The sequence below is a fragment of the Streptomyces sp. NPDC085866 genome (assembly GCF_044541035.1).
In the GTDB taxonomy this organism is placed as follows: Bacteria; Actinomycetota; Actinomycetes; order Streptomycetales; family Streptomycetaceae; genus Streptomyces.
Genome location: NZ_JBITSQ010000004.1, coordinates 113,043 through 126,150, shown reverse-complemented (window position 1 = coordinate 126,150; position 13,108 = coordinate 113,043). Strand labels below are relative to the sequence as shown.

The 13,108-nt window shown below is 70.4% G+C and carries 15 protein-coding genes; 8 read left to right on the top strand and 7 right to left on the bottom strand.

Going from position 1 to position 13,108, the window contains the following annotated elements; all coding sequences use genetic code 11:
* Positions 1-78: 78 nt before the first annotated feature.
* The 7 genes from ACIF83_RS10700 to ACIF83_RS10670 form a co-directional block, all read right to left on the bottom strand.
* Positions 79-1,119, bottom strand: coding sequence for an MCE family protein (locus ACIF83_RS10700; RefSeq protein WP_393472958.1), 1,041 nt, complete (start codon positions 1,117-1,119; stop codon positions 79-81).
* Positions 1,116-2,363: an MCE family protein gene (locus ACIF83_RS10695; RefSeq protein ID WP_399725493.1), complete on the bottom strand. Its 1,248-nt coding sequence runs from the start codon at positions 2,361-2,363 to the stop codon at positions 1,116-1,118. The genes ACIF83_RS10700 and ACIF83_RS10695 overlap by 4 nt, the downstream gene beginning before the upstream one ends.
* 5 nt (positions 2,364-2,368) lie before the next feature.
* On the bottom strand, positions 2,369-3,193 hold the full coding sequence (locus ACIF83_RS10690) for an MlaE family ABC transporter permease (RefSeq protein ID WP_393472952.1): 825 nt from the start codon (positions 3,191-3,193) through the stop codon (positions 2,369-2,371).
* Between the two features lie 3 nt (positions 3,194-3,196).
* Positions 3,197-3,967 carry an MlaE family ABC transporter permease gene (locus tag ACIF83_RS10685; RefSeq protein WP_393472949.1) on the bottom strand — a complete coding sequence of 257 codons (771 nt, stop codon included), beginning with the start codon at positions 3,965-3,967 and terminating at the stop codon, positions 3,197-3,199.
* Positions 3,964-4,893, bottom strand: coding sequence for an ABC transporter ATP-binding protein (locus ACIF83_RS10680; RefSeq protein WP_399725489.1), 930 nt, complete (start codon positions 4,891-4,893; stop codon positions 3,964-3,966). Before ACIF83_RS10680 ends, ACIF83_RS10685 begins: the two co-directional genes overlap by 4 nt.
* A 123-nt stretch (positions 4,894-5,016) precedes the next feature.
* On the bottom strand, positions 5,017-6,000 hold the full coding sequence (locus tag ACIF83_RS10675) for an RNA polymerase sigma factor (protein WP_399725486.1): 984 nt from the start codon (positions 5,998-6,000) through the stop codon (positions 5,017-5,019).
* Between the two features lie 100 nt (positions 6,001-6,100).
* Positions 6,101-6,973 carry a lytic transglycosylase domain-containing protein gene (locus ACIF83_RS10670; RefSeq protein WP_393472940.1) on the bottom strand — a complete coding sequence of 291 codons (873 nt, stop codon included), beginning with the start codon at positions 6,971-6,973 and terminating at the stop codon, positions 6,101-6,103.
* A gap of 16 nt (positions 6,974-6,989) precedes the next feature.
* Between ACIF83_RS10670 and ACIF83_RS10665 the strand changes: the two genes are divergently transcribed.
* The 8 genes from ACIF83_RS10665 (at position 6,990) to ACIF83_RS10630 (ending at position 13,096) form a co-directional block, all read left to right on the top strand.
* On the top strand, positions 6,990-7,139 hold the full coding sequence (locus ACIF83_RS10665) for a hypothetical protein (protein WP_393472937.1): 150 nt from the start codon (positions 6,990-6,992) through the stop codon (positions 7,137-7,139).
* 235 nt (positions 7,140-7,374) lie between these two features.
* A complete protein-coding gene (locus ACIF83_RS10660) occupies positions 7,375-7,623 on the top strand; it encodes a hypothetical protein (RefSeq protein ID WP_361226935.1) in 249 nt (82 codons plus the stop codon).
* Positions 7,620-7,988 carry a helix-turn-helix domain-containing protein gene (locus tag ACIF83_RS10655; protein WP_399725482.1) on the top strand — a complete coding sequence of 123 codons (369 nt, stop codon included), beginning with the start codon at positions 7,620-7,622 and terminating at the stop codon, positions 7,986-7,988. Before ACIF83_RS10660 ends, ACIF83_RS10655 begins: the two co-directional genes overlap by 4 nt.
* Before the next feature lie 127 nt (positions 7,989-8,115).
* Positions 8,116-8,628: a 2-oxo-4-hydroxy-4-carboxy-5-ureidoimidazoline decarboxylase gene (gene uraD, locus ACIF83_RS10650; protein WP_399725480.1), complete on the top strand. Its 513-nt coding sequence runs from the start codon at positions 8,116-8,118 to the stop codon at positions 8,626-8,628.
* Between the two features lie 4 nt (positions 8,629-8,632).
* On the top strand, positions 8,633-9,025 hold the full coding sequence (gene uraH, locus ACIF83_RS10645; protein ID WP_393472927.1) for a hydroxyisourate hydrolase: 393 nt from the start codon (positions 8,633-8,635) through the stop codon (positions 9,023-9,025).
* 4 nt (positions 9,026-9,029) lie between these two features.
* Entirely contained in the window at positions 9,030-9,977 is a 948-nt protein-coding gene (pucL, locus tag ACIF83_RS10640) for a factor-independent urate hydroxylase (protein ID WP_393472924.1), read from the top strand.
* A 119-nt stretch (positions 9,978-10,096) separates the two neighbouring features.
* Positions 10,097-11,476: an 8-oxoguanine deaminase gene (locus ACIF83_RS10635; protein ID WP_393472921.1), complete on the top strand. Its 1,380-nt coding sequence runs from the start codon at positions 10,097-10,099 to the stop codon at positions 11,474-11,476.
* Positions 11,477-11,542: 66 nt separating this feature from the next.
* Complete coding sequence (locus tag ACIF83_RS10630; RefSeq protein ID WP_399725475.1) at positions 11,543-13,096, top strand: nucleobase:cation symporter-2 family protein; 1,554 nt, start codon at positions 11,543-11,545, stop codon at positions 13,094-13,096.
* The last annotated feature ends 12 nt before the right edge of the window (positions 13,097-13,108 follow it).

Sequence of the window (13,108 nt, the reverse complement as noted above, 5' to 3'; positions counted from 1 at the left end):
GCTTGGGCAGCTGGGGCGGCAGGACGCGCACCTTCACCAGGGGTTCGGGGCGGCCTCGCCGCCCCAGGAGACGCAGGCTCATCCGCCGCACCTCGCCCGTGCCACGTGCAGCTCCGGAGTGAGCACCTGCTTCGTCTTCGGCAGCACGATCCGGCCGTCGAAGTCGCAGAGGTAGAAGTTGAACCACGAGCCGTAGGACGCCGTCCCGGTCAGCTCGTCGAGCTTGTTCGGCAGCCGCTTCAGCACACCCTCCACGGTCTTCTCGTTGTCGTTCAGCGTTCCGGTCAGGTCGGTCAGACCGGCGATGTCGTCCTTCAGGGGCGGGCGCGCGTCCGTCAGCAGCCCGGAGGTGGCGTCGGCGAGGGCGCCGATGTTCGTCAGGGAGTCCCCGATGGGCTTGCGGTCGGCGGACAGCCCGGAGATCACCCGCCGGAGCTGCTTGAGCAGCCCGGAGAAACGGGAGCCGCGCCTGTCGAGCGTCGCCAGCACGGTGTTGAGGTTGTCGATCACCGAGCCGATCAGCTCGTCGCGGTCGGCGAGGGTCGTCGTGAGGGAGGCCGTGTGTGTGAGGAGGCTGTTCACCGTGCCGCCCTCGCCCTGCAGCGTCCTGATGATCTCGGTGGCGAGCTGGTTGACGTCGCCCGGGCTGAGCGCGGCGAACAGCGGTTTGAAGCCGTTCAGCAGGGCGTTGAGGTCAAGCGCGGGCCGGGTCCGGGACAGCGGGATGGTGCCGCCCGGCCGCAGCCGGGTCGTGCCGTCGCCCGCGCCCTCGGTCAGCGCGATGTACCGCTGCCCGACCAGGTTCCGGTAGCGGACGACCGCGTGGCTGCTGGTCAGCAGCGGGCGGTCCGCAGCGACGGTGAAGGTGACCTCGGCCAGCGTCCGGTCCTTGATCCGGATGCCCTCGACCTCGCCGACCCGCACCCCGGCCACCCGGATGTCGTCGCCCTCCTCCAGCCCGGTCACGTCGGTGAACACCGCGTGGTACGTGTCCTTCGGGGTGAAGGAGACGTTGACGACGGTCGCGGCGAGCAGGGCCGTCGCCGCGATGGTGACCAGCGTGAAGAGGCTGAACTTGATCAGCGGGGCGGCGGTCTGCCGGGCTCCTGTGGTCCTCATGCGACGCTCACCGCCGTCCCGCGGACCAGCGGCCCGAACAGCAGGGTGGTGACGGGCGGCACCTCGTCCGCGGGGACGCCCATGACGGGGGCCACGAGCGAGCCGACGGCCCGCTGCTCGGCCGGGGTGGCGGACACGTCGACACCTCCGGGGAGTGCGCCGCCCGGACTTCCGGCCGACGTACCGTCGTTGAGATGGGGTTTCGGGCCGGGCACCTGCGGATGGGGCAGGCCCCGGCAGTTCGGTCCGGACCGCTCGCCGTAGCGCGGCTCCTCGCCGGGCCGGTACGCGGCCTGCGGCCGGACGACCTCGAGGGTGATCCGCATCTCGCCGCCCCGGAACGCGTCCTCCGACGCGTTCTCCTGCCGGACCAGGCCCTGGAAGAGGCACGGGTACTCGGGGGAGTAGCGGGCGAACAGCTCCAGCGTGGGACGGGAGACCCGGCCGAGGGTGATCAGCCGGTCGCCGTTCTCGGCGAGGAAGCCGTCCGCGGTGCCCGCGACCGTGGCGGTCGTGCGGAGCGCGGCGGCCAACCGGTCCTTCTGCTCGACGATCGTGCGGCTGGTGGTGACCGTGTTGTGCAGGATCCGCATCAGGTCGGGGGCGGCGTCGCCGTACACCTCGGCGACATCGGCGAACCTCGCGATGTCCTCCTGGAGCGACGGCAGATGCGGGTTGAGGCGGCGCAGATAGCCCTCGACGCGGGTGAGGTTGTCACCGATCCGGTCGCCGCGGCCCTCCAGCGCGGTGGCGAACGCCGAGAGGGTGGCGTTCAGTTCACCGGGCCTGACCGTGCGCAGCAGCGGCAGCAGGTCGTTCATCAGTTGCTGCACCTCGATGCCGACCGTTGTGCGGTCCTGGGTGATCACGTCCCCAGCACGGATCGGCCGGGCCGCAGAGCGGGCGGGTGCCACCAGGTCGACGTACTTCTCGCCGAACAGCGTCTTGGGCAGCAGCCGTGCGTGGACGTCGGAGGGGATGTACGAGACGTACTGGGGCTTGAGCGCGATGTCGAGCGTGGCCTTCGTGCCGTCCGCGTGCACCTCGCGCACCTCGCCGACCAGCAGCCCCCGCAGCTTGACGTCGGCCCGCGGATCGAGCTGGTTGCCGAGGCTGTCGGCCTCCAGGGTGATCCGCACGACGGGCGTGAACGCCTGCTGGTAGACGGCCACGGCGAGCGAAAGCAGCAGCGCGAGCACGGCGATGAACGCGATGCCGTACAACCGGAGTCTCAGCACTCTCATCGGCCTCACCCCGCGATCCGTACGGTCGTGTTGGCGCCCCAGATCGCGAGGCTCAGGAAGAAGTCCAGGACGTTGATGGCGACGATCGACGTCCGCACCGCGCGCCCCACCGCGACGCCGACCCCCGCCGGACCGCCGCTCGCGTAGTAGCCGTAGTAGCAGTGCACCAGGATGATCAGGACGGCGAAGACGATCACCTTGCCGAAGGACCACAGCACGTCCACCGGGGGCAGGTACTGGTGGAAGTAGTGGTCGTACGTGCCCGTCGACTGCCCGTAGTAGCCGGTGGTGATGGTGCGGGCGGCCAGGTACGACGACAGCAGCCCGATGACGTACAGCGGGATCACCGCGACGAAACCGGCGACCATCCGCGTCGTCACCAGGAACGGCAGCGAGGGCACGCCCATCACCTCCAGCGCGTCGGTCTCCTCGCTGATGCGCATCGCGCCGAGCTGTGCGGTGAAGCCGGCTCCGACGGTCGCGGACAGGGCGAGCCCGGCCACCAGCGGGGCGATCTCCCGGGTGTTGAAGTACGCCGACAGGAACGCGACGAAGTTGGAGGTGCCGAGCTGGTTGAGGGCCGCGTAGCCCTGGAGGCCGACCTCGGTGCCGGTGAAGAAGGACAGGAAGGCGATGACGCCGACCGTGCCGCCGACGACGGCCAGCGCACCGCGTCCGAAGCTGACCTCGGCCAGCAGCCGCAGGATCTCCTTCTTGTAGCGGCGCAGGGTGCGGCCCGTCCATGCCAACGAGCGTCCGTAGAAGGAGAGTTGGGTGCCCAGCTCTTCGAGGGAGCGCAGCGGGCGTTCGAGGAGTCTCTGTGGTCGCATCGGCTAACCCCTCTGCGGAACGATCTGGAAGTACACCGCGGTCATCACGAAGTTCGTCACGAACAGCAACATGAAGGTGATCACCACGGACTGGTTGACCGCGTCGCCCACGCCCTTCGGGCCGCCCTTCGCGGTCAGTCCCTTGTACGAGGCGACGATCGCCGCGATGGCTCCGAACACCAGCGCCTTGATCTCGGCGGCCCACAGGTCGGACAGCTGGGCGAGGGTGGTGAAGGAGGCCAGGTACGCGCCGGGGGTGCCGTTCTGCAGAACGACGTTGAAGAAGTAGCCGCCGGCCACTCCGACCACGGACACCAGGCCGTTGAGCAGCACGGCAACCACCATGGACGCCAGCACGCGCGGGACGACGAGCCGGTGGATCGGGTCGATGCCCAGCACCTGCATCGCGTCGATCTCGTCCCGGATCTTCCGGGCCCCCAGATCCGCACAGATCGCCGTGCCGCCCGCGCCCGCGATGAGCAGCGCGGTGACGATCGGCGAGGCCTCGCGCAGGACGGCGAGCACGGATGCCGCACCGGAGAAGGACTGCGCGCCCAACTGCCTCGTCAGGCTGCCGATCTGGAGTGCGATGACGGCCCCGAAGGGGATCGACACCAGAGCCGTCGGCAGGATCGTGACGCTGGCGACGAACCACGCCTGCTGGATGAACTCCCTTGCCTGGAAGGGCCGTCGGGGCAGGGTCCGGACGACGTCCAGCGCCATGGCGAACAGGTTGCCCGAGTGCCGCAGCGCACCCGTCGGGGAGAGACTCATGCGCCGCTCACCTCCTCCCGGTGCAGCTCGGCCTCCCGTCTCGCGATGGCCTCCCAGCGGGGCGGGCGGGTGATCCCGGGGCTCGGCAGCAGTCGGGGAGGAAGGCCCTCGACCGCTCCGCGCTCGTCGATCTGCGCCAGCTCCTGCTCGACCTGCGCCGCGTCCTTCTCCTCCGCCATGCCGATCGGCCCCTGCATGCGGCCGTTCAGGAACTGCCGTACTACGGGCTCGTCGCTGGTCAGCAGCTCCTCGCGGGGCCCGAACATCACCAGCTCACGGCGGAACAGCAGCCCGATGTTGTCCGGGACCTGGCGGGCCGAGGCGATGTCGTGCGTGACGATCAGGAAGGTCGCGTCGATCTGCGCGTTGAGATCGACGATGAGTTGGTTGAGGTAGGCCACGCGCACCGGGTCGAGGCCCGAGTCCGGCTCGTCGAAGAGGATGATCTCCGGGTTCAGCACCAGGGCGCGGGCCAGCCCGGCCCGCTTGCGCATACCGCCGGAGATCTCGCCGGGCAGCTTTCCCTCGGCACCGATCAGCCCGACCATGTCCATCTTCTCCAGCACGATCCGCCGGATCTCGCTCTCGGACTTGCGGGTGTGTTCACGCAGCGGGAAGGCGATGTTGTCGTACAGGTTCATCGAGCCGAACAGCGCGCCGTCCTGGAACAGCACGCCGAACAACTTCCGCACCTCGTAGAGGTCGTGCTCACGCAGCTCGGTGATGTCCCGGCCCGCGACCTTGACCGACCCGCGTTCCGGTTTCAGCAGCCCGACGAGCGTCTTGAGGAACACCGACTTTCCCGTCCCCGAGGGGCCGAGCATCACCGACACCTCGCCGGCGGGCAGTGTCAGCGAGACGTCCTGCCAGATGACCTGGTGACCGAAGGACTTGGTCAGCCCTTCCACACAGATCTCGACACCCATCCGGTCCCACCCTTCGCCCGTGGAGCAGCTCCGACATCTGCTCTACGGGGAGGGGCGGGGCGTCCGTCGCGGCGGAGGCAAGATTTTTTTCGGACGCGTTGACGGGGGGTTACGGCAGCTTGGTCACGGCAGCTTCAGGGACGGCGTGGGCACGGCGACGGGAACGGACGGTACGGGGGGAGCGCCCGTGACCGAGGGGAGCGGCGGCACCGAGGGGAGCGACGGCACCGCCGACTCCACCGGCAGCTTCGGAAGCGGAGGCGACGAGACCTTCGGCAGAGGCGGCACGGAGAGAGGCACGACTGATCGGTCGGTGGGTGACTGAGTCGCCGCCCGCCTCGGGGCGGCCGTCGCCGGGGGCCTGGGCGTCTTTGGAGCGCGTACCTGCCGGGTGCTGTCCGTCCGGAGCACCTGTGCCCCGCTGGACGCGGCAGGCCGCGGAGCCGGAGCACCCGCGCCACCGCCCCCGTCGAGCGCGTACGGCAGCACGAACCCCGCCACCGCGAGAGTCGCCGCGGTCGAGGTGACCGCCACGGCCTGGGCCTTCCCCGCCCCGCGCGGCCGCCCGCGTCCGAGCAGGAACAGCACCACCCCGAGCGTCCCGGCCAGAGAGGCGCGCAGCGTCCGCCGAGCCCGGGCCAGCAGCGACTCGACCGTCCGGTAGCTGAGCCCCATGTGTACGGCGACCTGGCTCACGTCCAGATCCTCGGACTTCAGCCGCAGGGCCTCCGCCTGCCGGGCGGGCAGCTCCCCGCTGCGGACGGCCACCCACTGCGCCTCGGCCCGGTCGCACACCGCCTCCTCGACCGGCACGGGGCCCGGTGCGTGGAGCGTGGGGCTTCCGCTGACCTCGGCTTCTCGGTTGACCTGCCGGTGCCGGTCGACGCACAGCCGCATCGTCACGGTGGTCAGCCAGGCGCCGAGGCCCTCGTCGTCGAGTTCCGGGCGCTCCGCGGCGCGCAGCATCGCCTCATGCACGGCGTCCTCGGCGTCCTCCAGGCTCATCGACCGGCGCCGGGCCACCTTGAGCAACTGCTCACGGTGGCTCCACATGCGCTGCCAACGCTCGTCGGCGGCCTGTGTGTCCGCAGGCGTGTCCGTCGCCATGAGGGCCCCTTTGCGCTCACCCACCGGTCGGTGCTTCCGGCGGGTGGCGACATTACCGTCGAGTATCCGCGGTTGTGGAGGGGACGAGGCGCATCGTTTTCTAGCCGTTGCTGGTCAGCGGGTCGGGGTCGGGCAGTATGCCGCCGGGCAGCGTGAGGGTCGGTTCGGGGAGGGGGACGAGCGGCGTCTGCGACGCCTTCGGGGCGTCGGGCGTACGGGACGGGGAGGGGGAGGGCGCCGCGGGCGGTGTCGACGGCGTGCGCGAGGGGCCCGGGCCCGGCTTCCGGTCGTCCGACGGCTTCGGCGCGGGCTTCGGGGTCTGCGGGCGGGACGGCTCGGTCCGGTCCCGGGCCTCGGCCCGCCGGTCCGGCACCACCCGGTGTCCGGTCAGGTAGTAGTCGTACCAGGCCCTGACCGTGCGCAGATAGGCCTCCGAGCGGTTGTAGCCGAGGATCGCGCGGTCCAGCTCGGCGGGGTCCGACAGGTCCCGGCCGCCGGCGCACAGATAGCGGCCGGCGGCGAGCGCCGCGTCGTAGACGTTGTCCGGGTCCGTGCGCCCGTCACCGTTGCCGTCCGCGCCCCAGTGGGCCCAGGTCGACGGGATGAACTGCATCGGGCCGACCGCCCGGTCGTACACCGCGTCCCCGTCGTAGGCGCCGCCGTCGGTGTCCCGGACGACGGCGAAGGCGCCGCCGGTCAGCCGGGGCCCGAGGATCGGCGTCACGGTCCTGCCGTCCGGGGTCACCCGGCCGCCCCGCGCCTGCCCGGACTCCACCTGGCCGATCGCGGCCAGCAGCTGCCAGCGCAGCCGGCAGCCGGGCGCGGTGCGAGCCAGCTCCGACTCGGCGCGCCGGTACGCGGCGAACACGGTCGCGGGCAGGGCCCCGCCCGGCACTCCCGACGTCGAGCGGGGCTTCGGTGCCCCGGTCCGCAGCGGCGGGAGATCGGTGCGGTACGGGGTGTCACCGGACACGCTCGGCCCGTGTTCCGTGGATGCCGGCCTCCGCGCGGGCTCCGAGGCCCGCGCCGGCACCGCCCCCGGCCCCTGGGACGCGGTCAGCGCGGCCATGGCCGCCGCCGCGATCGCCGTACCCCTGGCACCTCTGAACACGCCTGTCCCGAATGTGCGCACCTCGTGATCCCTCCCTGTACGGATTCCGTCCCCTGCTCTACGCGGGCGGGCGGTCCGTCCGTCGCGGGGAAGTCGCAGAAGGCCGCAGAAGGCCGCTGAACCCGTGGGAAAGCCGGACCTTCTCGGGAGGCCGGGTCGGCACGCACGTCCGTTAAGGTCTCCCCAAGCGGCCGGGCGGTCCGACCCCCGTCGCCGCGGACCTGGCGGAACGCGCGGGTCGGAGCAGATGCCATGGGGGCACAGTGCGACTGAGAGTGGAGTTCACGACCGAGCCCTTCGACCTGGACGAGGCGCCCGCGCACGCGCTGGCGGCCCGCGAGGTGATCGAGGCGGCGGAGCTGGACGCGGTGGACGTCGGTCCGTTCGGCAACACGGCGGAGGGCGGCGCCGACGCGGTGCTGACCGCCGTGGACGCGCTGCTGCGCAAGACGCTGGAAGCCGGTGCCACCCGGATCTCGCTGCAGGTCAACGTGATCGGAGCGGGCGAATGATCGGCAACGGGGACGAGCCCTTCATCACGGCCGTGAAGCCGCTGGTCGACTCCATGGGCGGGGAGATGCTCCCGCCCGACGAGGCCGGCCCCGAGGACGTCGTCCTCGCCTGGCAGGGCGTCGACGTCGTCGCCGTACGCCTGCCCCAGCTCGCCGACTCCCTCGACCACATCCTCGCCGCCATGGAGCGCAAGCAGGGCAGGCCCCTGGCCGACCTGGACCGCAAGTCCAAGCAGGAGGTCGTACGGATACTGGAGGCGCGCGGCGCCTTCGCCGTGCGGCACGGCGTGGAGACCGTGGCGAGCGCGCTGGGCGTCAGCCGCTTCACGGTTTACAACTACCTCAACCGGGAGAAGGGCGCCTGACGACCTCTGGGTGCCTCCCGCCTTGTTACGCGGAATTTTCAACAAAGTGTTGACGTCGTGTTTCGGAGGGCGTTAGCTGTTCGCAGCCCGATCAGCACGAAGGCCGTTTCCGGCCACGGAGGCTCCCGTGACTACGACTTCCACGCCCCCGGGCCTGGCCCGGTTCAACGTCCTGGAGGAGCACGCGGCCCTCGCCGCCCTCCACGAGGCGTGCGCCTCCACCGAATGGGGCCGGCGGCTGCTCGTCGCCCGTCCGTACGCCGCCGCGGACGACCTCTACGCCGCCAGTGACGCCGCCATGGCCGAGCTGAGCACCGCGGACCTGGAAGAGGCGATGGCCGGCCACCCGCCGATCGGCCGCCCCAAGCCCGGTGACCCGACCTCCGCGCGTGAGCAGCGCGGCATGGCCGGCGCGACCGAGGAGCTCAAGGCGGAGATGCTCGAACTGAACCTGGCCTACCAGGAGAAGTTCGGCCATGTCTTCCTGATCTGCGCCACCGGCCGTACCGGCGAGCAGATGCGGGACGCGGTCAAGGGGCGGATCGGCAACTCGCCGGAGCAGGAGCGGGAGATCGTCCGCACCGAGCTGGGCAAGATCAACCGCATCCGACTGGCCCGACTCGTCGAAGAGGACGCCTGAGACCATGAGCACCAGCACCACCGCCTCCGTGTCCACGCACATCCTGGACACCTCCGTCGGCCGCCCCGCCGAGGGCGTCGCCGTCCAGCTCTCCGCCCGCGCCGGGCGCAATGCGGACTGGCAGGCGCTCGGCGGCTCCGCGACCGACGCCGACGGCCGGTGCAAGGACCTTCCGGACCTGCCGGAAGGTACGACACACGTACGGCTCGACTTCGCGGTCGAGGCGTATTTCGAGAAGAAGCAAGCCGATGCGCAGCAGGACGCCCCCGCGAATCGGGACAGCGGTTCCGTGTTCTTCCCCGAGGTGGCGATCACTTTCGCCGTGAACCCCGGGGAGCACTACCACGTGCCGCTGCTGCTCAACCCGTTCGGCTACTCCGTTTACCGAGGGAGCTAGCTAAATGACCGACAATTCCCGCCCTGCCCGCCCTGTCATCCTGGGACAGAACCAGTACGGCAAGGCCGAGAACCGAGTCGTAAAGATCACGCGGGACGGCGCCACCCACCACATCAAGGACCTCAACGTCTCCGTGGCGCTGAGCGGCGACATGGACGAGGTCCACTACTCCGGCTCCAACGCCAGCGTCCTGCCGACCGACACCACCAAGAACACGGTGTACGCGTTCGCCAAGGAGCACGGCATCGAGTCCGCCGAGCAGTTCGGCATCCACCTCGCCCGGCACTTCGTCACCTCGCAGGAGCCGATCAAGATCGCGCGGATCCGCATCGAGGAGTACGCCTGGGAGCGGATCGAGACCTCCGACGCCAACTCCAGGTTCATCGGCGCGGACGAGGTCAAGCACTCCTTCGTCCGCAAGGGCCAGGAGACCCGCGTCACCCAGATCACCTACGACGGTGAGAAGTGGGAGGTCATCTCCGGCCTGAAGGACCTGGTCGTCATGAACTCGACGAACTCCGAGTTCTGGGGTTACGTCAAGGACAAGTACACGACCCTGCAGGAGGCGTACGACCGCATCCTGGCCACCCAGGTCTCCGGCCGCTGGCGGTTCAACTGGACCGACGACGAGCAGAAGATGCCCAACTGGGAGAAGTCCTACGAGCAGGTCAAGAAGCACATGCTCCAGGCCTTCGCCGAGACGTACTCCCTGTCCCTGCAGCAGACGCTGTACCAGATGGGCTCGCGCATCATCAACAACCGCAGCGAGATCGACGAGGTCCGCTTCTCCCTGCCGAACAAGCACCACTTCCTGGTCGACCTCGAGCCCTTCGGGCTCAAGAACGACAACGAGGTCTACTTCGCCGCCGACCGGCCCTACGGCCTGATCGAGGCGACCATCCTCCGGGACGGCTGCGAGCCGAAGATCCCGGTGGACCTCACCAACCTCTGACACATCCCACTTTTTTCGGCACCCGTGACCGGGGGGCGCCTCCCCGGTCACGGCACTCAAAACTCCTAGGGTCCTGCCGTGCCCTCCCCCTTCAGTCCGCTGAGCGAAAAGGACGAATCATGGCAGCAGCCCAGCGCATCGTCATCGAGAACTGTTCGATCGCGACCGTCGACGCCACCGACACCGAGTACGCCTCCGGGTACGTGGTCATCGCCGGCAACCGCATCGAGGCGGTCGGCGCGGGCAAGGCCCCCGAGGGCCTGGAGAACGTCGTACGCCGTATCGACGCCACCGGGCATCTCGTGACCCCCGGCCTGATCAACACCCACCACCACTTCTACCAGTGGATCACCCGGGGCCTGGCCACGGACCACAACCTCTTCAACTGGCTGGTCGCGCTCTACCCCACCTGGGCGCGCATCGACGAGCCGATGGCGTACGCGGCGGCCCAGGGCTCGCTCGCGATGATGGCCCGCGGCGGCGTCACCACCGCCATGGACCACCACTACGTCTACCCGCAGGGCTCCGGCGACCTGTCCGGCGCGATCATCCGCGCCGCCCGCGAGACGGGTGTCCGCTTCACCCTGGCCCGCGGCTCCATGGACCGCAGCGAGAAGGACGGCGGCCTGCCCCCGGACTTCGCCGTCGAGACCCTCGAAGGCGCCCTCAGCGCGACCGAGGCGACCGTCAAGGAGCACCACGACGCCTCCTTCGACGCGATGACCCAGGTGGCCGTGGCCCCCTGCTCGCCGTTCTCCGTCTCCACCGAACTCCTGCGTCAGGGCGCCGAGCTGGCCCGCCGCCTCGGCGTGCGCCTGCACACCCATGGCTCGGAGACGGTCGAGGAGGAGAAGTTCTGCCACGAGCTGTTCGGCATGGGCCCGACCGACTACTTCGAGTCCACCGGCTGGCTCGGCGAGGACGTGTGGATGGCGCACTGCGTCCACATGAACGACTCCGACATCACCGCCTTCGCCCGCACCCGGACGGGTGTCGCGCACTGCCCCTCCTCCAACGCCCGCCTCGCGGCCGGCATCGCCCGGGTCCCCGACATGCTGAAGGCGGGCGTCCCGGTCGGTCTCGGCGTCGACGGCACCGCCTCCAACGAGTCCGGTGAACTCCACACCGAACTGCGCAACGCCCTGCTGATCAACCGCCTCGGCAGCCACCGCGAGGCCGCGCTCAACGCCCGCCAGGCGCTGCGCCTCGGCACCTACGGCGGCGCCCAGGTGCTGGGCCGCGCGGCCGAGACCGGCTCGCTGGAGGCCGGCAAGCTGGCCGACCTGGTGCTGTGGAAGCTGGACACCCTCGCCCACGCCTCCATCGCCGACCCGGTGACCGCGCTGGTCTTCGGAGCTGCGGCCCCGGTCACCGCCTCCTTCGTGAACGGACGTCAGATCGTCGAGGACGGCCGCCTGCTGACCGTCGACGAGGACGCCATCGCCCGCTCCACGCGGGACGAGGCCCAGCGCCTGGCGCGGATCGCCGCCCAGAGCTGAGCCACCGCCGGACTCCGGCCGGGAGGGACGGCTCCCGGTCGGCAGCCGTGGACCCGAGCGGGGTCCATGGCGGCCGTCTCCGGGGCGCGTGTTCACGCGCGCGCCCCGGAACGGTCACCGTCCCCAGGCCCCCGATGGGCCCCCGGTCCCGCACGACCGTCGCGCACCACCTCCTTGAAACCCACGTCAGAGCCGACGTGTCTAACCGCGACCGGAGGAGCCGCCGTGACCGCTCAGATCGTTGACCCCGTCGACGAGACCCACCCAGTCGACGAGAAACTCCCCGCACTCAAGATGGCGACGAGCGGCCTGCAGCACGTGGCCGCCATGTACGCCGGAGTCGTCGCCCCGCCCCTGATCGTCGGCGCGGCCGTAGGCCTCTCCGGCACCGAACTCACCTTCCTCACCGGCGCCTGCCTGTTCACCGCGGGCCTCGCCACCTTCCTGCAGACCCTCGGCATCTGGAAGGTCGGCGCCCGGCTGCCCTTCGTCAACGGCGTCACCTTCGCCGGGGTGGCCCCGATGACGGCGATCGTCGCCTCCGCGCACGACAAGTCCGACGCGCTGCCGGTCATCTTCGGCGCCGTGATGGTCGCAGGCCTCCTCGGCTTTCTCGCGGCCCCCTTCTTCAGCAAGGCGGTCCGCTTCTTCCCGCCGGTCGTCACCGGTACGGTCATCACCCTGATCGGCGTCTCCCTCCTGCCGGTCGCCTTCAACTGGGCCCAGGGCCCCAACCCCGCCGCGCACGACTACGGTTCGGCCACCAACCTCGGCCTGGCCGGCATCACCCTGCTGATCGTCCTGGCCCTGCGCCGCTTCACCCGGGGCTTCGTGAAGCAGATCGCGGTCCTGCTGGGCCTGATCGCGGGCTCCCTGGTGGCGATACCGTTCGGGGTCACGGACTTCGGGCCGGTGGCGGACGCGGACGTGATCGGCTTCCCGACCCCGTTCCACTTCGGCGCACCGCAGTTCCAGGTCGCCGCGATCCTGTCGATGTGCGTGGTGATGGTGGTCTCGATGACCGAGTCCACGGCCGACATGCTGGCGCTCGGCGAGATCGTCGAACGCCCGGCGGACGAGAGGACCATCGCGGCGGGCCTGCGCGCCGACACCCTGGGCTCGGCCCTCAGCCCCCTCTTCAACGGCTTCATGTGCAGCGCCTTCGCGCAGAACATCGGGCTGGTCGCCATGACCCGCATCCGCAGCCGCTTCGTCGTCGCCGTCGGCGGCGGCTTCCTGGTCCTGATGGGCCTGTGCCCGATGGCCGCCTCGCTGATCGCGGTGGTCCCGCGTCCCGTCCTCGGCGGAGCCGGCGTCGTCCTCTTCGGCTCGGTGGCGGCCAGCGGCATCCAGACCCTGGTCCGGGCCGGTCTGGAGAAGGACAACAACGTCCTGATCGTCGCGGTGTCCCTGGCGGTGGGCCTGATCCCCATCACCGCACCGAACTTCTACCACGCCTTCCCGGAGACGGCGAGGATCGTCCTCGACTCGGGCATCTCGACGGGCTGCGTGGCGGCGGTCCTGCTCAACCTGGTCTTCAATCACCTGGGCAAGGGCCGTGAGGCGCAGGACGTGACCCACCCGATGGAGTCCGGGGAGGAACTCGCCCCGGCGCACTGACCCGGCCCACCG